General features: G+C 55.3%; 32 protein-coding genes and 6 tRNA genes. 13 read left to right on the top strand and 25 right to left on the bottom strand.

The window, feature by feature from the left end:
• Positions 1 to 68 precede the first annotated feature (68 nt).
• The 8 genes from glgC to G5287_RS04610 all read left to right on the top strand — a co-directional run bounded on the left by glgC (position 69) and on the right by G5287_RS04610 (position 3,890).
• Complete coding sequence (gene glgC / locus G5287_RS04645) at positions 69 to 1,286, top strand: glucose-1-phosphate adenylyltransferase (protein WP_421230944.1); 1,218 nt, start codon at positions 69 to 71, stop codon at positions 1,284 to 1,286.
• Positions 1,276 to 2,736 carry a glycogen synthase GlgA gene (gene glgA / locus G5287_RS04640; protein WP_005343039.1) on the top strand — a complete coding sequence of 487 codons (1,461 nt, stop codon included), beginning with the start codon at positions 1,276 to 1,278 and terminating at the stop codon, positions 2,734 to 2,736. The genes glgC and glgA overlap by 11 nt, the downstream gene beginning before the upstream one ends.
• A 128-nt stretch (positions 2,737 to 2,864) precedes the next feature.
• Positions 2,865 to 2,950 (top strand) — tRNA-Leu (locus G5287_RS04635).
• A 53-nt stretch (positions 2,951 to 3,003) separates the two neighbouring features.
• Positions 3,004 to 3,089 (top strand) — tRNA-Leu (locus G5287_RS04630).
• 44 nt (positions 3,090 to 3,133) lie between these two features.
• Positions 3,134 to 3,219: transfer RNA gene (locus G5287_RS04625), tRNA-Leu, on the top strand.
• A 46-nt stretch (positions 3,220 to 3,265) separates the two neighbouring features.
• Positions 3,266 to 3,351, top strand: a tRNA-Leu gene (locus tag G5287_RS04620).
• Between the two features lie 71 nt (positions 3,352 to 3,422).
• Positions 3,423 to 3,508, top strand: a tRNA-Leu gene (locus G5287_RS04615).
• A gap of 109 nt (positions 3,509 to 3,617) precedes the next feature.
• Positions 3,618 to 3,890: a late competence development ComFB family protein gene (locus G5287_RS04610; protein ID WP_005343036.1), complete on the top strand. Its 273-nt coding sequence runs from the start codon at positions 3,618 to 3,620 to the stop codon at positions 3,888 to 3,890.
• Here G5287_RS04610 and G5287_RS04605 read toward each other — a convergent pair.
• Positions 3,885 to 4,094, bottom strand: coding sequence for a hypothetical protein (locus tag G5287_RS04605; RefSeq protein WP_005357820.1), 210 nt, complete (start codon positions 4,092 to 4,094; stop codon positions 3,885 to 3,887). The genes G5287_RS04610 and G5287_RS04605 overlap by 6 nt on opposite strands.
• A 301-nt stretch (positions 4,095 to 4,395) precedes the next feature.
• Here G5287_RS04605 and nhaC point away from each other — a divergent pair, with 301 nt between their 5' ends.
• Entirely contained in the window at positions 4,396 to 5,805 is a 1,410-nt protein-coding gene (gene nhaC / locus G5287_RS04600; RefSeq protein WP_227341474.1) for a Na+/H+ antiporter NhaC, read from the top strand.
• A gap of 138 nt (positions 5,806 to 5,943) precedes the next feature.
• Here the strand turns inward: nhaC and erpA are convergent, their stop codons facing one another.
• From erpA to clcA, 3 genes are all read right to left on the bottom strand, one after another.
• The gene (gene erpA / locus G5287_RS04595; RefSeq protein WP_005340225.1) at positions 5,944 to 6,294 is read right to left on the bottom strand and encodes an iron-sulfur cluster insertion protein ErpA; all 351 of its coding nucleotides are present in this window, start codon (positions 6,292 to 6,294) and stop codon (positions 5,944 to 5,946) included.
• Positions 6,295 to 6,381: 87 nt separating this feature from the next.
• Positions 6,382 to 7,077 (bottom strand): DUF6776 family protein, encoded by a 696-nt coding sequence (locus G5287_RS04590; protein ID WP_005343032.1) that lies wholly within the window; start codon positions 7,075 to 7,077, stop codon positions 6,382 to 6,384.
• Positions 7,078 to 7,168: 91 nt separating this feature from the next.
• The gene (clcA, locus tag G5287_RS04585) at positions 7,169 to 8,557 is read right to left on the bottom strand and encodes a H(+)/Cl(-) exchange transporter ClcA (RefSeq protein WP_040067313.1); all 1,389 of its coding nucleotides are present in this window, start codon (positions 8,555 to 8,557) and stop codon (positions 7,169 to 7,171) included.
• Positions 8,558 to 8,801: 244 nt separating this feature from the next.
• Between clcA and hemL the strand changes: the two genes are divergently transcribed.
• On the top strand, positions 8,802 to 10,088 hold the full coding sequence (hemL, locus tag G5287_RS04580; protein ID WP_227341475.1) for a glutamate-1-semialdehyde 2,1-aminomutase: 1,287 nt from the start codon (positions 8,802 to 8,804) through the stop codon (positions 10,086 to 10,088).
• Positions 10,089 to 10,306: 218 nt separating this feature from the next.
• Complete coding sequence (locus G5287_RS04575) at positions 10,307 to 11,122, top strand: hypothetical protein (protein WP_227341476.1); 816 nt, start codon at positions 10,307 to 10,309, stop codon at positions 11,120 to 11,122.
• On the opposite strand, the gene G5287_RS04570 is transcribed toward G5287_RS04575, so the two are convergent.
• Together G5287_RS04570 and G5287_RS04565 are read right to left on the bottom strand one after the other, a co-directional pair.
• Positions 11,037 to 11,939 (bottom strand): sulfite exporter TauE/SafE family protein, encoded by a 903-nt coding sequence (locus G5287_RS04570; protein ID WP_227341477.1) that lies wholly within the window; start codon positions 11,937 to 11,939, stop codon positions 11,037 to 11,039. The genes G5287_RS04575 and G5287_RS04570 overlap by 86 nt on opposite strands.
• Positions 11,940 to 12,235: 296 nt before the next feature.
• Positions 12,236 to 12,985 (bottom strand): DsbA family protein, encoded by a 750-nt coding sequence (locus G5287_RS04565; protein ID WP_064337414.1) that lies wholly within the window; start codon positions 12,983 to 12,985, stop codon positions 12,236 to 12,238.
• A 197-nt stretch (positions 12,986 to 13,182) separates the two neighbouring features.
• On the opposite strand from G5287_RS04565, the gene G5287_RS04560 reads away from it, so the two are divergent.
• Both G5287_RS04560 and G5287_RS04555 read left to right on the top strand, forming a co-directional pair.
• Positions 13,183 to 13,270: transfer RNA gene (locus tag G5287_RS04560), tRNA-Ser, on the top strand.
• Between the two features lie 210 nt (positions 13,271 to 13,480).
• Positions 13,481 to 14,089 carry a FimV/HubP family polar landmark protein gene (locus tag G5287_RS04555; RefSeq protein ID WP_421230943.1) on the top strand — a complete coding sequence of 203 codons (609 nt, stop codon included), beginning with the start codon at positions 13,481 to 13,483 and terminating at the stop codon, positions 14,087 to 14,089.
• A gap of 170 nt (positions 14,090 to 14,259) precedes the next feature.
• Here the strand turns inward: G5287_RS04555 and G5287_RS04550 are convergent, their stop codons facing one another.
• The 19 genes from G5287_RS04550 to G5287_RS04460 all read right to left on the bottom strand — a co-directional run bounded on the left by G5287_RS04550 (position 14,260) and on the right by G5287_RS04460 (position 23,541).
• Complete coding sequence (locus G5287_RS04550; protein ID WP_421230942.1) at positions 14,260 to 15,111, bottom strand: helix-turn-helix transcriptional regulator; 852 nt, start codon at positions 15,109 to 15,111, stop codon at positions 14,260 to 14,262.
• 362 nt (positions 15,112 to 15,473) lie between these two features.
• Positions 15,474 to 15,641 (bottom strand): hypothetical protein, encoded by a 168-nt coding sequence (locus G5287_RS04545; protein ID WP_421230941.1) that lies wholly within the window; start codon positions 15,639 to 15,641, stop codon positions 15,474 to 15,476.
• 84 nt (positions 15,642 to 15,725) lie between these two features.
• Positions 15,726 to 16,082, bottom strand: a complete 357-nt coding sequence (locus tag G5287_RS04540; protein WP_421230940.1) for a hypothetical protein — start codon at positions 16,080 to 16,082, stop codon at positions 15,726 to 15,728.
• A gap of 1 nt (position 16,083) precedes the next feature.
• Positions 16,084 to 16,626, bottom strand: coding sequence for a hypothetical protein (locus G5287_RS04535; protein ID WP_421230939.1), 543 nt, complete (start codon positions 16,624 to 16,626; stop codon positions 16,084 to 16,086).
• A gap of 28 nt (positions 16,627 to 16,654) precedes the next feature.
• A complete protein-coding gene (locus tag G5287_RS04530) occupies positions 16,655 to 16,981 on the bottom strand; it encodes a type IV toxin-antitoxin system YeeU family antitoxin (RefSeq protein ID WP_421230938.1) in 327 nt (108 codons plus the stop codon).
• Positions 16,978 to 17,340, bottom strand: a complete 363-nt coding sequence (locus tag G5287_RS04525) for a hypothetical protein (RefSeq protein ID WP_421230937.1) — start codon at positions 17,338 to 17,340, stop codon at positions 16,978 to 16,980. The genes G5287_RS04530 and G5287_RS04525 overlap by 4 nt, the downstream gene beginning before the upstream one ends.
• A complete protein-coding gene (locus G5287_RS04520; protein ID WP_421230936.1) occupies positions 17,337 to 17,552 on the bottom strand; it encodes a hypothetical protein in 216 nt (71 codons plus the stop codon). The genes G5287_RS04525 and G5287_RS04520 overlap by 4 nt, the downstream gene beginning before the upstream one ends.
• Positions 17,552 to 18,058, bottom strand: a complete 507-nt coding sequence (locus tag G5287_RS04515; protein ID WP_421230935.1) for a hypothetical protein — start codon at positions 18,056 to 18,058, stop codon at positions 17,552 to 17,554. The genes G5287_RS04520 and G5287_RS04515 overlap by 1 nt, the downstream gene beginning before the upstream one ends.
• A 153-nt stretch (positions 18,059 to 18,211) precedes the next feature.
• The gene (locus G5287_RS04510; RefSeq protein WP_421230934.1) at positions 18,212 to 18,550 is read right to left on the bottom strand and encodes a hypothetical protein; all 339 of its coding nucleotides are present in this window, start codon (positions 18,548 to 18,550) and stop codon (positions 18,212 to 18,214) included.
• A 24-nt stretch (positions 18,551 to 18,574) separates the two neighbouring features.
• On the bottom strand, positions 18,575 to 18,766 hold the full coding sequence (locus G5287_RS04505; RefSeq protein ID WP_421230933.1) for a hypothetical protein: 192 nt from the start codon (positions 18,764 to 18,766) through the stop codon (positions 18,575 to 18,577).
• Positions 18,763 to 19,260 (bottom strand): RadC family protein, encoded by a 498-nt coding sequence (radC, locus tag G5287_RS04500; protein ID WP_421230932.1) that lies wholly within the window; start codon positions 19,258 to 19,260, stop codon positions 18,763 to 18,765. Before radC ends, G5287_RS04505 begins: the two co-directional genes overlap by 4 nt.
• A 134-nt stretch (positions 19,261 to 19,394) precedes the next feature.
• Positions 19,395 to 20,000 (bottom strand): DsbA family protein, encoded by a 606-nt coding sequence (locus G5287_RS04495; RefSeq protein ID WP_421230931.1) that lies wholly within the window; start codon positions 19,998 to 20,000, stop codon positions 19,395 to 19,397.
• 232 nt (positions 20,001 to 20,232) lie between these two features.
• The gene (locus G5287_RS04490; protein WP_421230930.1) at positions 20,233 to 20,463 is read right to left on the bottom strand and encodes a hypothetical protein; all 231 of its coding nucleotides are present in this window, start codon (positions 20,461 to 20,463) and stop codon (positions 20,233 to 20,235) included.
• Between the two features lie 10 nt (positions 20,464 to 20,473).
• Positions 20,474 to 20,866: a hypothetical protein gene (locus G5287_RS04485; RefSeq protein WP_421230929.1), complete on the bottom strand. Its 393-nt coding sequence runs from the start codon at positions 20,864 to 20,866 to the stop codon at positions 20,474 to 20,476.
• A complete protein-coding gene (locus tag G5287_RS04480; RefSeq protein ID WP_421230928.1) occupies positions 20,859 to 21,302 on the bottom strand; it encodes a DUF2787 domain-containing protein in 444 nt (147 codons plus the stop codon). The genes G5287_RS04485 and G5287_RS04480 overlap by 8 nt, the downstream gene beginning before the upstream one ends.
• Before the next feature lie 19 nt (positions 21,303 to 21,321).
• Entirely contained in the window at positions 21,322 to 21,900 is a 579-nt protein-coding gene (locus tag G5287_RS04475) for a hypothetical protein (RefSeq protein ID WP_421230927.1), read from the bottom strand.
• An 87-nt stretch (positions 21,901 to 21,987) separates the two neighbouring features.
• Positions 21,988 to 22,431: an IrmA family protein gene (locus G5287_RS04470; RefSeq protein ID WP_371143559.1), complete on the bottom strand. Its 444-nt coding sequence runs from the start codon at positions 22,429 to 22,431 to the stop codon at positions 21,988 to 21,990.
• 42 nt (positions 22,432 to 22,473) lie between these two features.
• Entirely contained in the window at positions 22,474 to 22,917 is a 444-nt protein-coding gene (locus tag G5287_RS04465) for a hypothetical protein (protein ID WP_080722201.1), read from the bottom strand.
• Positions 22,918 to 22,992: 75 nt separating this feature from the next.
• The gene (locus G5287_RS04460; RefSeq protein ID WP_231721767.1) at positions 22,993 to 23,541 is read right to left on the bottom strand and encodes a recombinase family protein; all 549 of its coding nucleotides are present in this window, start codon (positions 23,539 to 23,541) and stop codon (positions 22,993 to 22,995) included.
• Positions 23,542 to 23,972: the final 431 nt, after the last annotated feature.

Below are 23,972 nucleotides of genomic sequence, written 5' to 3'. Positions count from 1 at the left end.
CTTTAGGGGTGTTTTTATACCGAACATTGAAAACCTTTTCATGTTGTTAATTCAGGGAGAGAAATACGATGGCAGGCATTTTGACCATGATCCTGGCTGGTGGCGAAGGTACTCGCCTGCAGCCTCTGACCACCACCCGCAGCAAGCCTTCCGTCCCCTTCGGTGGCAGCTACCGGCTGATCGACTTTGTCCTCAACAACTTCGTCAACGCCGACTTTCTGCGCATCTATGTACTGACCCAATTCAAATCTCAGTCCCTCTACCTGCACATGAAGAAGGGGTGGAATATCGTCGGCATCACCGACCGCTTTATCGACCCTATCCCGGCCCAGATGCGGATGGGCAAACGCTGGTATGACGGCACCGCCGATGCTATCTACCAGAACCTCGGTTTTATCGAGCGAGCCGAACCGGATCACGTCTGCATCTTCGGCTCCGACCACATCTACAAGATGGATGTGAGCCAGATGGTCACCTTCCACAAGCAGAAGAACGCCGCCATGACGGTCGCGGCACTTCGCATGCCCATCGAAGAGGCGAGTGCCTTCGGGGTGATCGAGGTGGATACCGAAGGGCGGATGATCGGCTTTCAGGAAAAGCCGAAGCAGCCCAAGCACATTCCCGGCGATCCGACCCAGGCGCTGGTCTCCATGGGCAACTACATCTTCGAGACCGATGCTCTCTGCCGCGAACTGAAGCGGGATGCCGCCGAGGAGAGCTCCAGCCACGATTTTGGCAAGGATGTGATCCCGAGCCTCTACCCGCGTGCCCCCGTCTATGTCTACGACTACAGCACCAACGTCATCCCCGGCGAGAAACCGCACGTCTACTGGCGGGATGTGGGCACCCTCGACTCTTATTGGCAAGCGCACATGGACCTGGTGGCCGACAATCCCCCCTTCTCCCTCTATAACCGCAAGTGGCCCCTGCACACCCACTATCCGGCGCTGCCACCGGCCACCTTCATCGACAGCGACGAGTGCAAGGTGAAGATCGCCAACTCGCTGATCTCCGCCGGTTGCTTCATTCAGGGCAGCCAGATCCAGCGCTCCATCCTCGGTTTCCGCTGCAATATTGGCCCCTGCAGCCACATCAGTGAGTCGGTGTTACTGGGGGATATCAAGATTGGTGAGGGGTGCTCCATCCGGCGCGCGATCATAGATAAAAACGTTGAAATTGCGCCCGGCACCGTTATCGGTGAAAATCTCGACCACGATAGAGAGCGATTTACCGTATCCGAAGGCGGTATCGTGGTGGTACCTAAGGGAGCAAGAGTTGGCTATTAACCCACTGAAAATCCTGTTTGTTGCCTCGGAGGTTGAGGGGCTGGTCAAGACCGGGGGCCTGGCCGATGTCGCCAGAGCCCTGCCGATGTACCTGGCCCAGAAGGGGCATGATGTCAGGATCATGCTCCCCTTCTACAAGACGATAAAGCGACGGGATGAGGCCAGACTGGTCGCTTCTCGCTGGTTGCCAACCCACCCCGGGCTGCCGGATATCGGTTATCGCATCTACCAGATGGAGCTGGATGGCGTCTGCGTCTATCTGCTCGATTGCCCGCAATATTTCGATCGTCCCCAGCTCTACGCCGAGAACAATCAGGCCTATCCGGATAATGGCGAGCGCTTTGCCTTCTTCTCTGCCGCGGCCCTCCATGCCTGCGAGCAGCTCGGCTTTGCCCCGGATATCGCCCACTGCAATGACTGGCACACCGGCCTGCTGCCACTGCTGCTGAAAACCCGTCACGCCCACAACCCCTTCTTCCAGCAGACTCGCAGCGTGATCAGCATTCACAATGCGGCGTTTCAGGGAGTATTCGGGCGGGAGCAGTTCTGGGCCATGCCCGAGATCGCCGACTACGAACGCCGCATCAACTACGACTACGGCCACGTCAATCTGCTCAAATGCGGGGTGCTCTACGCCGACAAGATCAATGCGGTCAGTCCCAACTATGCCCAGGAGCTGTTGACTCACCTCGGCGCCCACGGCATGGCGCATATCTTCCAGCAGCGGGCGGCAGATCTCTGCGGCATCCTCAACGGCTGCGACTACAAGGACTGGGATCCTGAGTTCGACGAATTCCTGCCTGCGACCTACAGCATCGACAACATGGCTGGCAAACAGATCTGCAAAGAGAGCCTGCAGCAGGAGGCGGGGCTGGCCGTGGCGGACTTGCCCATCTACGGCATGGTTTGCCGCCTGACCGAGCAGAAGGGCGTTCCCCTGCTGCTCCCTGCGCTGGAGAAATTCCTCCACCATCAGGTACAAGTGGTGATCGTCGGCTCTGGCGATCCTGCGCTCGCCACGCAACTGCAAACCATGGCCCGGGATTATCCGGGCAAGCTCGCCTTCATCAACACCTATGACGATCGGCTGGCTCATCTGGTCGAAGCCGGTGCCGACTTCTTCCTGATGCCCTCTCTGTTCGAGCCTTGCGGCCTCAACCAGATGTACAGTCTCGCCTATGGCACCCTGCCACTAGTGCGCGCCGTGGGTGGTCTGAAAGATACCGTGGTGGATTGGGATGCCGATCCCGAGCATGCCACCGGCTTCTGCTTTAACGATCCGACTGCCGCCATCCTGCTCGATACCATGCGCCGCAGCCTGCTCTATTTCCTGCAGGACAAGGAGCGTTTTGCCAAGGTGCAGCGCAATGCCATGAGCACCCGTTTCAACTGGCCTGACTCGGTCACCCAGTATGAACGGATGTATCAGAGCGCATTGGGCCGTTACTGAATGCCAAACGTCAGCTAATTGCTGAAGTTTTGTACCCTTGGCTTCACTTTGAGCGTCAACAGCGAAAAAAGTCCCCTTTGGCTGTTGACGCTCCCCCAAAACTCTATAGAATCCCCCTCCGCAGTGATGCGAAGGTGGCGGAATTGGTAGACGCGCTAGCTTCAGGTGTTAGTGTCCCACGGATGTGAGGGTTCGAGTCCCTCTCTTCGCACCAATACTGCCATGCTGATTCAGCAGCATGTAAATCCAACTAGAAAACCCGAATGTGCGAAGGTGGCGGAATTGGTAGACGCGCTAGCTTCAGGTGTTAGTGCCCCCCGGGTGTGAGGGTTCGAGTCCCTCTCTTCGCACCATGCTTCTCCAGACAGCATGTAAATCAAAACTGGTAACACAATGTGCGAAGGTGGCGGAATTGGTAGACGCGCTAGCTTCAGGTGTTAGTGTCCCACGGATGTGAGGGTTCGAGTCCCTCTCTTCGCACCATGCTTTATCCAGACAGCATGTAAATCCAGACTGGAAACCCGAATGTGCGAAGGTGGCGGAATTGGTAGACGCGCTAGCTTCAGGTGTTAGTGCCCCCCGGGTGTGAGGGTTCGAGTCCCTCTCTTCGCACCATGATTCTGACATGTAAACACAGAGCAATGCGCTCCAACCGCATTTAAAAACCAGCTGGAGAAAATCAGTGTGCGAAGGTGGCGGAATTGGTAGACGCGCTAGCTTCAGGTGTTAGTGTCCCACGGATGTGAGGGTTCGAGTCCCTCTCTTCGCACCATTCATTACGCACAAGGCCCATCACGAAAGTGATGGGCCTTTTGTTTTTACTCCTTGTTATGGCTATGCTTTTGACGACTCCCCGCTCATCGTCATGCCAAGGAACGCATATGATACTGGATACCGACATTCACAACTTTTACGAACATCTGGTGCTCAAGGAGATTGAGAAACAGGGGCTGCAGCAGAAACTCAACAGCGATCAGATGGCCGACCTCTGCTGCCTTACCCTCAACCAGCTCCCCGCCCACTATATTCGCCACAATGTCGACATGATCTACTTCCTGACCGACGCCAAGCGTACCGAAATGGAGAAACTGGTGGTCGAATCGCTCAAGGTGGCACAGCAGAAGATCAAGCAGGCTCCCGTCAAAAGCTCATAACCAGGGCTGCTGCCAGAGCAGGGTGACGATACCGGTCAACCCGGCCACTGGCAGCAAGATCAAGGCGGGGCGCAATCCGGGCTCCAGCATCACCCAGGCAGCCAGCAGAAAACCGGCACTCCAGGTGCCGTACTCTTTATCCTGACCCCATGCGAGTACAGCCACCGCCACCAGCAACATCATACCCCGCAATATCCAGCGCATTGTTTTCTCCCCAATCAACAATTGATAATAATTATCATCTTCATCTGCTGGGGATGCAAGTGGCGTCACAAGCGGGATTCGTATGTGACCCCTTGTGTCAACAGGCCGCTCAAAAACGGGTTATGAGATCAACTAATTTGTGATTTTTTCAATCAAATGTGCATTTTTGCCAATTTGATGGGGCTTTAACCCGCCGGGTTTGTGGTAGATTGCGGCCTCTTTTTGGGTTGCCTCCTCGGGATCGATGTATCCACAGGACGAGAGGGAGTGACCTTGGCGAGCAAGAGTTTAGGAAGTATCTATGCAAAACCAACAAAACCACATCCGACTACCGGGCATGGCACAGGTGTTTGCCTGTCTGGCCATTTTCCTGGCCCTGGCATTCTCGTTCACCAGCGTGCTCGATCTGCCGATCCAGTTGGCGTTGTTCATCGCCTGGTTCGTCATCATGGGGCTTGGCATCAAACTCGGCCACGATTACAAATCCCTGGAACAGGCAGCCGTTGACGGCGTTGCCAAGGGAATGGGGGCCATCCTGATCCTGGTCTCCGTCGGTGCTCTGGTCGGCACCTGGATTGCCGGTGGCATAGTCCCCAGCATCATCTACTTCGGCCTCAAGGTGATTCACCCGTCCATCTTCCTGCTGGCGACCCTGATCATCTGCTCCCTGACCTCGCTGGCCACCGGCACCTCCTGGGGCTCTGCCGCCACCGCCGGTATCGCCATGATGGGGATCGGCCACAGCCTCGGCGTGCCTGCGCCGCTGGTAGCCGGTGCCGTGCTCTCCGGCGTCTATTTTGGTGACAAGCTCTCTCCGCTCTCCGACTCAGTAGTGCTGGCTTCGACCATGTCCAACGTCGACGTGGTGGAGCATATCAAGGGGATGCTGCCTATCAGCCTGCTCTCCTATGTCATCACCGCCGTGCTGTTCACCGTGGTGGGCATGCAGTATTCGGGTAATGTCAGCCTGGAGCAGGTCAATCTGGTGATGGAGGCTCTCGACAACCAGTTCAACATCACCCCGCTGGCCATAGTCCCCGTGGTGCTGGTGCTGGGTCTGCTGGCCAACCGCAAGCCCGCCTTCCCGGTGATCAGCTTCGGCGCCCTGCTGGGCCTGATCTGGGCCATCGCCTTCCAGGGCATGGATCCGGTCAAAGCGATGCACTCAGCTTATAGTCCGTTTGCCATCACCTCCGGCATCGATTTTATCGACAACATTCTCGGTCGCGGCGGCATGGAGTCCATGCTGGGCTCGGTCGCGGTCATCATCTTCGGTCTCGGGTTTGGCGGCCTGCTGGAGAAGGTCGGCATTCTGGAAGTGATCGCCAGCGCCTTCGAGAAGCGCATCAATAGCGTCGGCAGCCTGACCAGCCACACCATCGGCACCGCGTTTCTGGCCAACGTGTTCGGCTCAGCCATGTATGTGTCGCTGATCCTGACTCCCAAGATCATGGCCAAGAACTACGACCGACTGGGACTGGCGCGCAAGAACCTCTCTCGCAACGCCGAGTTTGGCGGCACCCTCACCTGCGGCATGGTGCCCTGGAGCGACAACGGCATCTTCATGGCAGGGGTTTTAGGAGTCGCAACCCTCGACTACCTGCCCTACATGTGGCTGAGCTTCACCTGCATCATTGTGACCATCACCCTCGCCTACATGGGCAAGGCAGTGAACCGGACCCCGCTGGTCGCGGCGGCAAGCTCCCGCTAAGCCATCCTGAAACAACAAAGGCGCCACCAAGGCGCCTTTGTTGTTTCAGGGGGGATGCTGTTTTACCGTCATCCCAGAGCCCACAAACAAAAACAGCCCTCGTTGCCGAGAGCCGTGTCATCAGACCGATAATGCCGATCAGATGGAGAAGCTGGAGCCACAGCCACAGGTCGTGGTGGCATTGGGGTTGGTCACGGTGAAGCGCGAACCTTCCAGACCCTCGGTGTAATCCACACTGCCGCCTACCAGATATTGCAGACTCATGGGATCGATCACCATGGTGACGCCATTCTTCTCGACTACGGTGTCTCCGTCGTTGATCTTCTCATCAAAGGTAAAGCCATACTGGAAACCGGAGCAGCCCCCACCCGTGATGTATACCCGCAGCTTCAGCTCGGGATTCTCTTCCTCGGTGATCAGGTTCTTCACCTTGTTGGCCGCCGCATCCGTCATCTGGATGGGCAGCGGGGCTTCTGCTACTGCACTCATTACTGACCTCACAACCATTAGATCCACAAACATGGAAACCGCGAAATTATCCAATACCCGACCATTCAGTTCAAGTATTCACCACGTTTAACCGGCAGCGGGAACCGGAGCAGGCGGTGCGGCGACCAGCGGCTTGATCACCTCGCCCCACTCAACCAGCAGCTCTTGCGCCGGTTGCCTGCCATCCTTGTTGATGGTGACACGGATCCGATCCGGCACAAAGCCTTCCGGCAACTGCCAATTCCCTTCCAGCAGCTGGAAATAACGCAGGGCATAACGCCACTCGCTCACCTTCATCCCGAGATCGCGGCCGGTTAGCGTCTTCGGCTTGTCAGCCAGACTCCCCTCGACCCGGATCTGCACCTGACCACGGAACAGCTCCCGCTTTTTGGCGGGCTGGGTCAGGGCGAGACGGTAGTGGTAACGACCGGGAATGCTGGTCTCCTGCAGGGTCAGGTTGTCGATCACCACCCCCACCTGTTCGCCGGTGGGGCGCATGATCCGCTCGAAAAAGGCCAACTGGCGTTTGAGCTCCTGCACCTGCGCCTCCTGACTCTTCAGGGTGGTCTGCAACTGCTCGAAGGCCGCTTTCTGGGTCGCCAGCTGGGTATCTTTCACCCCCAATTCGGTCTTGAGCTGGCCGATAGCCTTGCCCTGACGATCCAGCGTCTCCTGCTGTACCACCAACAGACTGCTCTGGGCCAGCTCCTGACGGTTACCGACAAAGTAACCAATGAGCCCGCCAACGGCTAACACGACCAATAACTTCAATAGATTGGACATAGCCCCTCATCCCGTTATCACGCCATTTACGGCAGCGCCTCTCCCTTCACTATACCGCCCTGACCGGGGCCAAAGGCGATAAAGGGAAAAATTAACTGGCCGTGGCACTGCCATCACCCCGCTTTTGACGCGCGGCGAGCCGTAAAGTTCGCTCCAGGATCTGGGAATAGATGGGCCGGCCACCCAGCCACTGGGCAACCAGAGTCGCCCCGACTGTGGTAATCATCATCGGCAGGATCAGCTGATAGTTGTCGGTCATCTCGGTGACCAGCACGATACCCGTGATGGGGGCGCGCACGGTGGCAGCAAAGAGAGCCCCCATTCCGGCGATGGCAAAGGCGCCGGGCTCGATGCCAAGCTCCGGAAACGCCGCATGAAACAGATGGCCAAACACCACGCCAAACAAGGTGCCCAACGCCAGGGTCGGCGCAAACACCCCGCCCGGGGCACCGGAGCAGAAGCAGATGAGGGTCGCGACCAGCCGCACCGAGAAGATGAGGAACAGGGTCGCCATCGCATACTCATCCCCCATCAGATGAGGAATAAGCTCTGTGCCGCCGCCCGTCACCGAAGGAGCAAACAGCGACAGCACGCCAAACGTTCCGGCGACCAGCATGCCGATGGCCACGAAACGGTGGCGCTTGTTCTGATGCAGCGCCAGATAGCCATCCTGACAGGCCAGCACCAGCTTGTTGAAGACAAAACCGAGCACCCCGAAGGTGGCCCCCATAAAGAGGAACAGCCAGAGCGCCTTGAGGGCTGGCGCATCGTAGTGGGGTAGAGTGATCACCGCCCCCTGCCCTTTCATGTTCTGCAACATCAAGGTCGCCATGATGGCGGAGATCCCCACCGCCTTGATGGCCAGAAAGGAGTAGCGAAACTGCGGCCGCATCTCCTCCATCACGAACAGGATGCCCGCCAGCGGCGCATTGAAGGCAGCAGCCAGACCGCCCGCCGCACCGGCGGCCAACAGGGCATGGCCATGTTCCTTGGGCAGTCGGAAGATATCCGCCACCATCTTGCCGAGGTTGCCGCCGATCTGTACCGAAGGTCCCTCCCGCCCCAGCACCATACCGGAGCTCAGGGTACAGATGCCGCCGAAGAACTTGACCGGCAACACTCGCCACCACCGCACCGGGCGCAGATCGTCCATCGCCCCCTCGATCTCGGGAATGCCGGAACCACCCGCTTCCGGGGCAAAGGTATGAGTGAGGAAGTAACCGACAAATCCCAGCAAGGCGCTGAAGCCAAAGCCAAGCAGACCGAGCTGCCACCAGGGACGGTCTGCCAGCAAGGCGATACGTTGTTCTGCCAGCCAGTGGACACCAGATTCGAACAGGCCGCACACCAGTCCGGCCAGGGTGCCGACCAGCGCCGCCAGCAGCAGCACCAGCAAGGGCATCTTGTCTTGCCGGATAATGCGGGAAAGCGGCCCCCGCGAAGAGGTATCGGCTTCAGAGGAGAGAGCTTGTTGCGCCATCTTGTTACACCAACTTGGAAAAACCATATCGTCAGCTAGCTGAGATCAGGATCACCCGGCGCGTTGCTCGGCTGCCCAGGGCTGGGGCTTTCTGCTATAGTCGGCCCGTTAAATTTTTGTCACGGGAACAGACCGAGAGTCCGGGTGGCGAGAGCGCAAAGCATACTCCTGATGCTCCGGCCTGCCGAGTCTCAATCGGCTGCAATCCCTTGTGTGACGACCAAAATCCCATTAAGGATGATCCATGTCAAAATCAGATCAGCTGTTTGAACAGGCCCGCCAGACCATTCCGGGTGGCGTCAACTCACCGGTCCGCGCCTTCAATGGGGTCGGCGGCACGCCCCGCTTCATCGATCACGCCGATGGCGCCTATCTCTATGATGTGGATGGTCAGGCCTACGTGGATTACATCGGCTCCTGGGGCCCCATGCTGCTGGGTCACAACCACCCGGCCATCAAAACCGCCGTCATCAAGGCCGTTGAGAAGGGGCTGAGCTACGGTGCGCCGACCGAGATCGAAGTGCTGATGGCCGAGAAAGTCCGCCAGATTGTCCCCTCCATGGAGCAGGTGCGGATGGTCAACTCCGGCACCGAAGCCACCATGAGTGCCATCCGTCTGGCCCGTGGCTACACCGGCCGCGACAAGATCGTCAAATTCGAGGGCTGCTACCACGGCCACGCCGACTCCCTGCTGGTCAAGGCCGGTTCCGGCGCCCTGACCCTGGGTCAACCCAACAGCCCGGGCGTTCCGGCCGATTTCGCCAAGCACACCCTGACCAGCGTCTTCAACGATCTGGATTCGGTGCGTGAAGCCTTCACTCAGTACGGCAGCGAGATCGCCTGTATCATCGTCGAGCCGGTCGCAGGCAACATGAACTGCATCCCGCCGGTCCCCGGCTTCCTGGAAGGGCTGCGCGCCATCTGTGACGAGTTCGGTGCCCTGCTGATCCTGGACGAAGTGATGACTGGCTTCCGCGTCTCCTTGCGTGGTGCCCAGGGTCACTACAACATCGATCCGGATCTCACCACCCTTGGCAAGATCATCGGTGCCGGCATGCCTGTTGGCGCCTTCGGCGGCAAGAAGAAGGTGATGCAGCACATCGCCCCGACCGGCCCTGTCTATCAAGCGGGTACTCTCTCCGGCAACCCGGTGGCCATGGCGGCCGGTCTCACCATGCTGGATCTGCTGCTGGAGCCGGGTCTCTATGAGCAGCTGAGCGCCAAGACAGCGCGGGTTGCAGAAGGGCTGAAAGCGGCCGCCTCCAAACACGGTATCCCGCTCGCCATCAACTATGTGGGCGGCATGTTCGGCTTCTTCTTCACCGACGAGCCCGAAATCACCCGCTACGAGCAGGTCACTCGCTGCGATATGGAACGCTTCAAGCGCTTCTACCATCTGATGCTGGAAGAGGGCGTCTATCTGGCGCCGAGCGCCTACGAGGCGGGCTTCCTGTCGCTGGCTCACGGCGACAAGGAGATCGAACATACCCTGGCTGCCGCTGAGCGCAGCTTCGCCAAGCTGGCTGGCTAAATCGCCGCAGGTTGTCGCAGAAGGGCCCGTCACGGGCCCTTTTCTATTGCAGTGCCTTCATCACCACACAGCTCTTCGATACGCCCATTTCTGGTGCATCCCCTCTTCGTCACTCACCAATTTGTCATCCTCTGGTGCAACTTGCCCCGCCATCCCTGTCATAAAGCAGGCCCACTATTTGCACATTCACCACAAGATCCCACGTCACCGAGGTCCATATGGCAGAGATGAGCCCCATCGATGTGCTGCGGCGTTATCAGGAGTATCAGGAGGAGTTGACCCCGCTACTGCAGGGGCTGCTCAGCGCCCCCCTTGTCTCGCTCAAGGGGTATCCCTTTGTCGTCAGCATTGACCATTATCAGGGGCCGATGTGCATCCAGCCTGCGGCACCGGCCGCCCATAACCGGTTGCACCTTATCGTGCAGGGGCAAGGACGGGAGATCACCGTCTGTCTGAATCAGCTGATTGGCTGGTTGATGGGGGACAGGGAGCGCCGCCGCGCCATGCCCTGGTTCAAGGCGGTCTATGTGGTGCTCAGCATGGCGCTGTTTTTGATCGTCGCCACCCTGATCTGGCACGGGCTGGAGCAGCTTTACCAGCTATTGTGCGGCGAGCAGCAGAACCAGCTCGGCGCCTTTAGCGCCATCATCTTCCTGACGCTGGCACTGGCGGTGTTCGATCTGGGCAAGACCATTCTGGAAGAGGAGGTACTGCTGCATAAGGATATCTTCCGCCACAGCGCCATTCGCCGCACCATCACCCGCTTTATCGCCGCCATTCTGATCGCGGTCTCCATCGAGGGGCTGTTGCTGCTGTTCAAAGGCTCGCTCGGCCAGAGCGAGCTGCTCTGGCCAGCGGTCGGAGTGATGGGGTGTGCGGTGGGTTTGCTACTGGCGCTTGGCCTCTATGTTTTTCTGGGGGCCAAGGCCGAAGCGGCACTGGTACAGGCTAGCCTGCGCTCTCCACCGCCAGTTGCACAGGGGAGCGACGCGCCGCCCGCCAGGAAGCGTACATGGTCCAGGAGGTATAGATGACGATAAAGGCAACCAACCACTTCAGCATCTCCATATCCATGGATTTGACCAGCATGGCGGCCAGCACCACACCGATGGGGCCAAAGATGGCTACCGCCAGCACCGCCTTGGCATCGAATGCCCCTTTACGGATAAAGGTGCCTGCGGAGAAAACGCTAAGCACGGCGGTGGAGCCCATCATGATCGGAAACGCCGCCAGCGGATTCATCCCCAGCAGATAAACCAGCGTCATGCAGGGAGCAAACAGGCCGATACCGACATTCATCAACACCCCGAAGATGAAATTGCCAAGCAGGGCGATCGCCAGCTTGTAGCCGCTGAGCCCCATCGCATCGCCGCCTACAGGGAAAAGACCCAGCAGACCGGCAAAGATAAGCCCTGCAACGACCAGTAAGGAGATAGCCATCACCAGCCGGATGGTCTGCCGATCAAACGAGGCCACATGACGAGCGCCCCAGGCAGCGCCCGCTGCGGCGGCCATCATCATGCTGATCAGCGTCAGCGGCTCCACTGCGACTGCGCCGACGAAGATCAGCGACTGAGTCACGGTCGGCAGCACGCACTGCCCATTGAGGGTACCCGGCAGCACCCGGTCATCGATCAGCTTGAACTGCTTGTAGCAGGCGGTCTTTACCGCAAAGCTGCCCACCCCCAGGGTATCGAGGAAGTTGGCAACCCCACCGATCAACGCCACCGGCCAGAAGGGGGTCGCCTCAAAGGATCCACTCTGCTTCTTCCGCCAGCAGGCTTGCACCAGCATGAAGACAAATACGAGGCCTCCGGCTATAAAAACCAGCCGTAAAATATCAACTAACATAGGGGTTTCTCCTGCAACGGGCGGCGATTCTAAGGCAAGCAGCAGAAAAAATCTTGACCGGAATTAAGCAATGCTCACGACACGCCTCTGCAAGGTGAAATATTTATCAATAGACTCCGAACGACTCTGCTAATACTTGTTACTGAGGCCAACAGGCCGGGTCCTGAGCACGTTGTTATGGTCCTTTCGCGACGACCACTTGTGCCAAAGGACATAATAAAAAAGAGGGCCGGTAGTGATACCGACCCTCTTTCTATTTCTGACCGAGGCGCTGGGCCCTCGACCATGACAACCGCTTATTGAATGCTCTTACCGGCGCGCACGTCCTTGATAAACCCCTTCAGGCTGGCCAAATCACGGGGGGCACCGCGCAGGATCTGATCACCGATGATGAAGGCCGGGGTACCGGAGATACCGAGCGCTTCAGCCAGCGCACGGTTGGTACCTAGGTTCTGGTCAATGCTGCCATCCTTGATCTTGGCCTCCACCTTGCTCCAGTCCACACCGGCCGCCACAGCCAACTGCTTGACCTGTGCTTCATCAGCGAGCGGGCCCTGATGGGTATAGAGCTTCTCGTGGAACGCCTGGTACTTGTCAGGCTGACCCAGCTGGACCGCCAGCGCAGCACGGGCTGCGAAGTAGGAGGACTCGCTCAGAATGGGGAACTGCTTGTAGATGTACCGGATGTCTTTATCTTCCGACATCAGCTGCTTGACCAGCGGATGGGCCCGTTTGCAGTAACCACAGTTGTAATCGAAAAACTCCACAATGGTCAGAGATGCCTTCGGATTCCCCATCTCGGGATCCTGATTGGCATAAAGCTGCTTGGAGTGAGCCTTGATCAGCGCCTTGTCACTCTCGGCCTGCTGGCTCTCCTGCTTGGCACGCAGAGCATTGGACATCTCGACCAGGATCTCGGGATTCTTGACTAGATAGTCGCGAACGATTTGCTCGACATCACTTTTGGTCAGCTCGCTTGCATGTACTGGCGTCGCCAGCAGGGTCACGCCAGCCAGCGCGCAAAACAGGGCATTTTTAATAGTCATAACGTTATCTTGCAGAGGATATGATAGAGGCCACTATAGTGGTTGAGTCTGTTTTCAAGTCAAGTTATCTGGCCAAAAAAGCGCTTGATACGCTCTGATTGCCACTTTTTCATGTCATTTAGCGCAATTAACCAGCAATCGAACCGGACGGGGATTTACAAGCCAGAGCAGCATGGTAATATTCGCCGCACTGCTGCGGAGGGGTGGCAGAGCGGCTGAATGCACCGGTCTTGAAAACCGGCGATGGGCGACCATCCGTGGGTTCAAATCCCACCTCCTCCGCCATCTATATAGCCCAACTGATTGATTCGGTTGGGCTTTTTTATTTCTGTTATTTTTGGTGTGCCAGTCAGTATGCCATTGGATGTCGGCTGTCCTTCTACTTGATTGTATTGTTTTGGACATGTTGTGTTCAGCTTTGGGTAAGCTGGTAACTGTAACATAGCTGCTTTATAGGCTCATCATCCAGAAAGAACAACCAACACTGTGAACCGAATGACCGCCCCCCTATTGATCCTCAGCCTTATGGCCAACCACGCTTTTGCGACCTCTACGTTCAGCTTTGAACGGTATGATGTGAAAAGCAACCAGCTGTATATGCACCTAGTGAGCCCGACCACGCAGGGGGATGTCTTGTTGCAGGTTGGTGAAGAGATGATCCCCATCAAGAACGCCAAGCTGGAAGGCCTATTCATGCTCAATGTTCAGGTTCCTTGTGAGCAATTGGCTGCTGGCGCGACGCTTTATTGGGCGACCGGGCGTTCGTTGTTACATGCCCTTATTCCTCCCCAGCACTGTCAGCTTCCCCGTGAAGAGCCCCCTGTCACGGTCTTTGACAAGCAAGGCGAATGTTGGCTGGATATCGGCGATAACACCTTGTGGCGAGCCGCGACCGAGGTAAGTAAGCTAAACAAAGCGACTGTGTACCAAAATATGTATGCCCTTTTTCTGGCTAATCGCACAGCCTTTGCTGATGAAGACATCAACCGCCTTAAAAGCCCTCTGCTGCGATGCCCACCAGATCAACTGATTGAGCAAATCCCCCCTGATGATGCCCATCGTCTGTTTAAGGAGATGCTGGAGTTTAAAAAATCCAAGCTATGATAGCTTGAGGACAATGTGTTTCCTGCCATGGGATAGGTGCCTCTAGTGGGATCTGTTATTAACGGACGGATTACTACAACTGGCTGCATCAACACAACCATAGTGTGCCGCAAGCAGAAGCTGAAAATCAGCCAGACGTGGTTGACCACTGTAGTCACTCGTTCAAATACTTAAGCAATCGGTATATATTGTTCGCAACGAATAAGGGGCCCCTGAGGGGTTTCTTTTATGTGGTGAAATACTTCAATTTTACGAGAGTAACGTTGTGCCATGCCAATACTTGGCAATAAATTTCTATAAATGTCCGCATTGTATTTCCCATAGGAATCAAGTTTTCCATAAAAATAACAATGAAGATATAGCCCCCCCATTGCGTGATGAGTGTTAAGGACTTTTGTCGTTGCGGGGCTATAAATAATGGCAGAATACTGTACCCTGCCATTCCTCCCAGCGCGAAATGAAAATGTATCTGGCATCACTTTGGATGCAATTGTCATGGGGTTGGTGTTATTTCGGAAGTATTGTTGAAGCCAGTGGAACTTCTCATCTGCCAAACCGGTGTTATAAATACAATCCGTATATACACGCCCTTCTCCAGACAAAATGGATTTGGGGATTTTCTTTATTTCAAATTCAATATTTTCCTTATTTAATATCGAAGGAAAAGAAATCGTAGGTTGCTCATGAAGTTGTGTGTTCCTGTATTGAGTTGGCGTTATTTTGAAGCATTTTCTGAATGCTCTGCAAAAATTATTATGTGATGAGTAATGTAGCGCACTGGAGATGTCGATAATACTCATCGTTGTCATGCGTAACATGATAGCTGCGCGATGTAATCGGCGGAGCTGAATGTAGCGCCCAATAGTGGTGTGGTATTCTTTTTTAAATTGAACTTGAATCGACCGCTTACTATATCCTAAGCGTTCGCTTAGTGCGTCTAGCCCGGCTTGCGTGTCTATGTTATCTTCAATCCATCCATGAATTTCATCCATGTAGTCGCCAATTTGTAATGATGGAGACATCCGTCACCTACCTTTTGTTATATACATTTCACTTGAGTGTGTATAACAGTGAACCTGCTGCGACATGTGTCATTTTGTGAAGATTGGCATTCTGGAAATATTAAAGCGTGGCGTTTTGCTGCTTGATAGTTATAGTGTCATCTATATGTTTGTATCTTTTCTAAAATTGCAGTGGCATTTTAATGTGTGTATATGGATTATAATTAGAGGTCTATTTGGAGCTGCGATGTCTTCTTGGTAATTGATATCGCAGTGATATTTTTCATTAGGTGATAAATCCGGATGTGTTGTGATGGGGAGGTAATCGGTCAGACATTGCGGATATTCGGCCAAGCTTGCCAAGCACGCTCAATGGAGTCCTGTCAGGTTAATGTAGTCCGGGTGACTAACGGTAACGATTGGGATAGGGTTTGGCCATTTTTGATGGTGGTGATGCCGGGAGCGAGTGACGTCTGCTGGTTGCGCAGATGCAGTTTGTTGAGCTCGGGGGCATAGCGATGCACCTCGAGCCCGGTGATAAGAGGGGTCATGCTTGGCGACTCCAGTGATGCCAAGGGCCAGCCTGAGAGGGCTGGCCCTTTATGTTGTCTGTGGTGGAGCGAGATGCAGTGGCGTTAACGATCGTAGTCAGCCATTTCATTGATAACCGGTTTGCAATTGAGCCGGTCCAGTAGATGCAGCGAGCCGTATTGAGCCACCAGTTGGTCTATGGCCATCTGGGCGCAGGCCGTTCTGCTGGGCTTATTCTCGGGGATTGCGTAACGAGCGGTGAGCCAGCCGCCGAGCAGTGCTATCCGGTAGCAACTCGGGATATGGGTAAGCGAGGTGCCGATGCCCCTCCTGTGAATCAGAAAGGGCACCGCTTGCCCACCGATGTCGATATCCATGCGCTGACCCTTGAGCTCGAAGGTGGTGAGCTCGCCAGTTTGCGGATGTTTGCCGGGCACCTTGATGGTGATGTTTTTTGCCATCTCACACCTCCGGCTTGCGTTCAAAGTGGTGGGTCACAATGCCCACCTCTGGGTCGATGCTGATAAACGCCGGGGCCTGCGGGTGGTACTGGTAAAGCCGCGCCAGTTCGGCACGAAACGCCTCAACGTTTGGCGCAATCACATGACTGGTATCCCCCTCGGCGTAGGTAAAGGTCTCCAGCTTCTCTGTGTGAATCCAGATGCCGAAATACCAGGCGTCTTCCTCGGTATCGTATTGCTGCCAACCTTGAGCCAGTAGCGTGCGGTCGTAGTAGTAACGGTCAGCCTGATGGCTGCCACGGTCGATGCGGCAACCGGTCACGGTGAGCTCAAGCGGGATACGCCCTACCTTCAGAGCCTTCTTGACCCGACGCAATGTGTGCCGTGCCTTGGCCTTCTCTTTGCGCGGGTCGTAGGGGTTCAGCTTGCTGCCCATGTAGTTGAGGATCCCCTCGGCATTGACGGCTGCATTGTGCGTCAGCGTGTGCAGCAGGGCGGTGACTTCACGGCGGGCCAGTGTGCCCACGTGATAGAACTTGTTCATGATACTTCTCCTTGAAACAAACGCCCCGCTAGTTAGCGGGGTGGTAGATGTCGAAGTAGAGGTAGCCGTAGCTGCGCCTTGGACTGGCTTCACACACCCAGCCCTTGTGTTCAAGGCGAAACACCTCGTCCATGTCGGTGCATATCTGGTATGCCTTGGCCATCTTGGTTAACTCACGCAGAAAGTGCGGCAGTACCGTGTCGCACTCGGCCCTCCACGTCTCGTCTGGCTCGCCGTACATACCGGCACGGTCGCCCAGGAAATCAACATAACCACGTTGCAGAATGGCTCGAGCCCCCAGCTTGGGCAGGTTCGGGGTGCCCAGTCCCCATGTCATGTGCTCGAAGATGCTCATGTGTGGCTGCTCCAGTTTGGGTTGTCGTTGGTGCCGTGGTTGAAGTAGGCACCCACAATGGTGCGTCGCCACTCCCCAACGGGATAGCCGAGGTCGTTGCACTCACGCTCCCACCACGCAAAGTTAATCTCGCGGGGCAGGTTGTCCACCATGTCCAGTGGACTTACGAACAGCGAGGTCTTGTGCATCGTTGGCACGGGCTTGATCTTGTCGGGGCCAGTGCGCTTGCCGGTCTCGTCATAGTCGTGTGCCCACTTCGGGAAGGTGAGCTGATAGGCAATGAGCCTATGCAAATCGCTATGTGCGCTCATTGCCTGAGCGACTGCGACCTGAGTGAAGCTATCGTTGAATTCGCTCATGGGTGTTTCTCTCTTTCTGCAGGTGAACGGTAAGCCGCTGCCAGCAGCGCAAACTGTTCGACCAGGTAACTGATGCTGATGCCCAGTTCATCGCTGACCCCATCCCCTAGATGGTGATGCAGGTGTGCCATGTCATCGGCGACACGTTGGGCTAGATGGGCCGTTGAGCTCGGCGGTGAGTTTGTCACCGTCAGGGTGATGGAAAGGTTCATTACATCTCTCCCCAGGGGGCTTGCTCCCACAGTGACAGCCGGGTCAGCACGTCTTGCGCCAGCGCCTGTTGCAACTGCTGTATCACTTTCACCAGCCGGGGTACCTGCTCAGGACTCCCACTCCATTCACTCGATTGGTACAGGGCGCAGCAGGTGAATTTGTAGAGGGCAACCAGCTCGCTATCGGTGAGTGGAGCCTGGTGGTAATGGTGGGCAGGTTTAAACGGGCTCCGCTTGGTCGAGCCACGCTGGTGTGGTTCCTTGTGCTCTTGCTGACGCCCCAGCTGATAGCGATGCCAGACTGCCCGCCGGTTGGCGAGCATCATCAACCGTACCAGCCGGTCTACCCGCCAGGTCCAGGTACTGGTGACATCCATTGGTGAGTTCCACCAGAGGGAGCGCAGCAACTCAAGGGTGTAGTGCGGTGGCATGGGGGCATTGCAAAAGCGGTGTAACTGTACGGCAAAGGCAAGGTAGTCCTTGCGGTCGATCATGAAGGCAGACATGGGAGTAGCTCCTTGAAATGCAAAAGGCCACCTGTAGTGGGGTGGCCTTGTTGGGGGGATCGGAGTATCCGGATCATGATGTTGGGGCGGATGATCCGGGTTATTGGGTGGAAACGTGATCGGCATGCATGTTATTGGGCGATCGACGGTTCGTTATTGGTGATCTTGGCGTGTGCTGGGGAGAGCTGTATCGAACAGGATGACGTAGAGCGCACAATCAATGCTGTTGACGGCATCGTGGTGCGGGTAATAGGGCGGTGCGTCGCGGGAGGGCTCGAAGTAGTCGCCAAAGCAGCTGAGGCATTCGCGTATCTCGACGGTAGAGCCCCGCAGCAAGGTCTCTTCAAACTGCTTGGCATAACTCCGGTCATCACGAGCCTTGGTGACGGCCTTCTCCAGCAACGTCAGCGCATCTTCGTTGTAGGCGGCAGCCAGACGATGGCGCAGCTTCTCGAGGGTTTCCTCAAGGGAATAAAGATTGGGTAATCGCATGGCGTTTGTTCCTTCTTGGCGTGACTAATGGCGTAGCTGGTGGAGCAGTGTGTCAATGGCCTCGATGCAGTCGGCTTGGGTGAGCAGATAACCGTTGGGGAGGTGAGCCACGATAGCGGGCTCGGCCTGCATCTCGACGTTATCTTCAAGCCAGCAGCGCAGCTCGAGGAGGATGTCGAGGGCGGTGAGGTGTGACTTACCAGGTGTGAGAGTCATAGCAGACCTCTTTCGGCCAGCGAGACGATGCCCTCGGCACCAACCACCAGATGGTCGAGCAACCGGATATCAACCAGTGCCAAGGCCTCTTTGAGGGCCTGGGTAAAAACCCGGTCTGATTGGCTAGGTTCAGGGTCACCGCTGGGGTGATTGTGCACTGCGATGATGGCCCCGCAGTTGAGTAACAAGGCCCGCTTGACCACTTCCCGTGGGTAGATGCTGGCGCAGTCCAAGGTGCCGCGAAACAGTTCCTCAAAAGCCAACACGCGATGCTGGGAGTCAAGGAACAGTGCGCCAAACACTTCGTGTTCCCGGTCCTGCAGCAGGGTTTGCAGCCGCTCAGCGGCCTCGGTGGTGCTGGTAATGGCGGCACCTTTGGCCAGGCGCTTGCGGGCAATCTGATTGGCGATACGCAGCAGGTCTTGCTCGGTCACGGGTTCAGTGACGACATAAGTGCCGGGGCATTCCCCGGCTTTGAGTTTGTGGTAACGCATAGTGGTCTCCTGAAAAAGAAAGACCCCGACATGCTTCATGCATGCCGGGGACCATTACATATCGGGCTAATTGAGGGGTGAATAAAAAAGCCCGCTGGTTGGCGTGCCAGCGGGCTTTTATCAACCCCGGAAGGTTAGTCTTTTTTGGCCAGTAGGAATGTAACTAACTGGTTGAATTGCTCCTGTGAGCGAATGGACTCAAGCTTAATCATGTACTTGCCATTCACCAAAAAGGCTGGAACTCCACGAATATTGTAGTTTTCGGTGTTGCGGTCAAACAGGGATACCATACTGGTGGCAGCGAAGCTATCAACAACGCCATCAAACTTGTCCGCTGGAACACCACTGTCTACGAACATCTGCTTCACGTCAGCACGACTTTGCGGATACTGTCGTTGCTGTATCTTTTTAAAGATTGCCGCGGTTAATTTGTCTTCCACATTCAGCAGATTTGCAACCGCATAAGCCCGCTGCATCTGCGGACCCATGTCACGGCCTAAAAATGCCACATGGTTTTTCTTTAGCGGCACACCTTCAGGCAGGTAACTCTTCAAATCTTCGACGATAGGCTCAAAGTTTGCGCAACTTGGGCAGAAGTAGGAGAAAAACTCCAGCACTTCCGGCTGAGCGCTACCTGTCTTGGAGAGCGTCTCATAGTTAACGCCCTCCTTGAATTGGGGGGCTGCATACGCCATGGGAAGCATTAACATGGCGGCTAAGAGAAAGATGATTTTTTTCATGGTGTTTCCTTATAAGGGAGCACAGTGAGGCACGCCCGGCGAACCAGAGCCGCGCAAGCCTATGGTGTCATCAGGCCAAGGTCAATGGTCAAGAGCGATGAGGAGTAATCGCTCTCTCTGAACAGGAGGGCGTAAAACAACCCTTTAGACCGGATGGAGCGCGTAGCATTGAGCTATCAACTTCCCTACCCCCAGTACTGCGGCTAGGTTTGTAGCCATTTACCCTTGCTCCCTACACGTTCAGCGGGATGGCTAGCGCAATACTCAGCCGTTCCGCCAGTTGGTAAGCCGGTCCTATGGTGTCGTAGTCAGCGACCCAAGTGGCCAGGGCAAGGCCACTGGCCTCTACCGCCCGCAGATAAACGCTATAGCCCTGTACGGTCAGGCCACTGTCACGTACCACCTGCGTCTCGCCCTCTCGATTGATGGCCTCCAGCTCAACGGCTATCGGTTGTTTAGGCATCGTGAGCCTCCTATAGGGGTAAGGGGTCACTCTCCACACGATAACTGTGATTAGTAAAGGTACGCAGCAGGTCAGCCAGGAAACTTGCCAACACACGGGGTTGTTCACTGAGAGAAACCAGTCCTGCTTGGCTGCGCCAGAAACACCGATGCTTGGGGTCAACGCAGATTTCATCCACGGGTTGGCTCATGGTGCGCCAGTCCTCGGCATTGTTGAGGGAGAGCAGTTGCCACTGCACGCCAGACCAACGCAGATGCAGTGTGACAGTGCGAGCGTTTGGGCTACCAGGAGTCAGGTGCAGCAACCAGCGCTCACCCTGGCGAGTCGGCTGCAGTTTAGCCTTGGCCGTAACCAGTCCCAGCCACTGGCGTGAGTAGTGAGAGAGCAGCAGTTTGTCAGTCATCACACACCTCCCAATCCCCGCTGACCTCAACGGTGAAGTACGCCATCCGGCAGTAGACAACAAAGTTGGCCTGCCACAGGGTGAATAACTCATGGGCCTCTGAGCGCTGAATTGGCCCCCATCCTTGCAAATAGTGTTCGTCATCCAGGAAGTTGAAATCGAGCTCCTTGCAGAGCTCGGCATCCTGACCCACGCCTTGATAGCTGAAGTCGGTGACGTAATCGAACAGCCAGCCATCGAGCCCACGGATCAGGCGTATCTCAACGGGGTGAGCCCCTCCTTGCTCGGGGCTATAGGTGGGACTGCGAAAGTTGAAGGTGAGCTGGGTCAGGCGCTCGAGGTTGAGGCCGAGATGGGCGACCTCCTGACTGAGTAACGTGAGCAGCGCTTGGGCCACGGGCAGGGCAAAGCCCTCCCGGTGAAAAGGAATTGTCATGATGTCTCCTCGTATAGATTCAGTCTTTGAGCCAATCCCAGAGTTTGCTGACGCCATAGGCAGCAACCGCGCCTACTGCAAGAGGAGCTAGCAGCGGGGCTGAAGCAATGCCGGTGATCGACACTACCGTCGCTGCGGCCCCACTACCGCCAGCAGTCGTGGCCAGAGTACTGGCAGCAAGCCCTGCGGTTGCACTGGTGGCCGCCTTGCCCAGCGTATGGCGGGCCACTTCGGCTGCCACTACCGTTGCTACCGCGGTCTGCAGCAGCTTCGGGGGATGCTGAACCCCTTCAATGCACCAGGTAACAAATTGCTCGCTCGTGGCAAATGGCTGGCCTTGTTCGCCTTCGCTTAGCCGTGCGTAGGCCCGTATCAGGCTCTCCTCTCGACAGAACAGGCGTTGGACATGGGGCCTGACCTCAATAGCGTTGTGCTGGCTGAATTCAGCCAAGGAGGTCTGCACCAATTGACCTGAGTGATCACCGGCAGGAGTTGGTAGACAGTGAATGACCTGGTCATGGCCAACGAAAATCCCGTGATGGTGGCCTTCAGGCTGAGGTGTAACCAAGTGATCGCCGATAATGAAGTGTCGTGACATGGGGTGATGATCCTCATCAAGGGTTGGAAATGAAAAAGGGCGTCACCATCACGGTGACGCCCTTTGGCTTTATTTTTCCTGAGCGTACTACCTGCCGCCTACGGTGATCTTCAGTGGTTGATGAAACTCAGGGGTGAAGGTGGAGATGGGGAGCCGGGTAACTTGGTTATGTGCAAAGACTTCGGTCGCCTGAATAATGGCGATGGACTTGGCTTGTTCAACCTGTCCGCAATCAACTTCCGTGAAACCGCCACCATAACGAGTCGCGGAGCTCCCGCCGAAGGGTTCAACTTCCAGTGTTGATTCGGCCAGTGCTTTGCCCTTCTTGTCATTAAATTGCAGCGTGATATACAAATGTCCAAACTCGTCTGCCCCGCCACTATCTAAAGAGAAGTGATATGCACAGACGCCTTGGTTTGCGTAAACGGTGTCAGTGTGCTGGATAGCGAGGTAGCGTTGCTCTTGCGCATTGCAGGCTAGGGCCGAAAATATCAGAGTCGAGGCCAATAAATACCGATGTATGTCTTTCATAAAAATCCTCGTAGCATTTACTCATATCTTAAAAGCATCTGGTTATTTACGCCCCAGATATCTGAATATTTCTTTGCCATTGTAAAAACCAACTAGGTCTTCCTCATTTTTATACTTCTTGTTTGGTTGAAATTTGACAACAGTGCCTGGTCGACACATATCTTTCAGTGAAATATTGAATTTTTCATCGGGTGTAATTGTGTAGCCTATGGCAATTTTCTGTGGGGAGCCTGCTGTGGCGATCCACCCCCACATACCAGCTTCACAGTCACCGAAGGGTTGACTGCGCACAATGACCATAGAAAGATTACTTATTTCAGTTGCGATGCATTTTTTGTTTAAATTTAAATGTGCGTTGCACCAAAATGGCTTTCCTGTTTTGTCCTGCACTAGTGCAGGCAGAAAGCCTGTGAATGGCTCCGCCGCCTGTATTGATTGACTTCCAGACATAAGAGTTAGTAGTAAGCAGAATGTCAGCTTTTTCATTTTTTATCTCACTGAATAACTATGATCAAATAGATGTGTATGGCTATCGTCAGAAACGGTAAACCTCACTATTTTTCAGTTGCTCTGAGATCTGAGAATACGTTGCACACTGGAGATACTGATCCCCGTGCGTTTGGCAATTTCAGCTCTGGGTAATCCTTTGGCGACCAGTGCCAGAACTTCATTGCCTTTTGCCATTGCGGTAGGCTTTCGGCCTTTATAAACACCTCGTCGCTTGGCTAACTCAATACCTTCAGCTTGCCGCTCTAACATCAACTCTCGTTCGAATGTTGCGATAGCACCGATCATGGTTAGCATTAACTTGCCAGTAGGCGTTGAGGTGTCGATCCCCAGATTCAATATCCGTAATGCAACTTGCTTATGTTGTAGAAATTCTGATATCTCCAATAGGTGACGAGTATTACGAGCCAGACGATCCAGCTTGGTAACCATCACCACGTCTCCTTCCTTCACATAATCCAAGAGGAGAGTAAGCTGTGGCCTATCATCACTGGCACCGCTAACCTTCTCCTGGAAAACTTTATTGCATTCAGCCAGTGCTCGAAGCTGGACTTCAAGGCTCTGACCTCCCGTACTAACACGTGCGTAACCTACCAGTGCCATGGTCTCCTCCCGGTCAATAGGGCAAGGTACACTGACCCCCATGGTCAAAAGTCTCGAAGAGACCTTAATGACCAGAAAATGGAGGAAAATAGATGAAATGAGTGCCGATTTCGTGAGTGTCACTAGGGCTTGATCTATTGAATCAAACCAGTGGTTTAAAGACGTAATGTGTCATCTTGTGTCAGTGGTAGCGATGGATTATGACAATCATGAACACCTGATGTAGTGAGAACGATAAGCTATATGGATTCGTATTATTTAACAGAAGGGTCCTTATTTTTTTATAGGTTTGGCTCCGATAAGATATCTAGCTGGTCTTTGCAATATATACATCGTATTGCTCATTATATTTAACATGATGATATCTCCATGAAATCTTTTTGGGAGGTTCATGGAGATGATATATACCAGTATTTTTTTTCAATGTGTTT

This window comes from Aeromonas sp. 603079 (assembly GCF_049172135.1).
In the GTDB taxonomy this organism is placed as follows: domain Bacteria; phylum Pseudomonadota; class Gammaproteobacteria; order Enterobacterales; family Aeromonadaceae; genus Aeromonas; species Aeromonas veronii.
The sequence above is the reverse complement of the archived record's forward strand: the minus strand, read 5'-3'. Positions and strand labels throughout refer to the sequence as shown.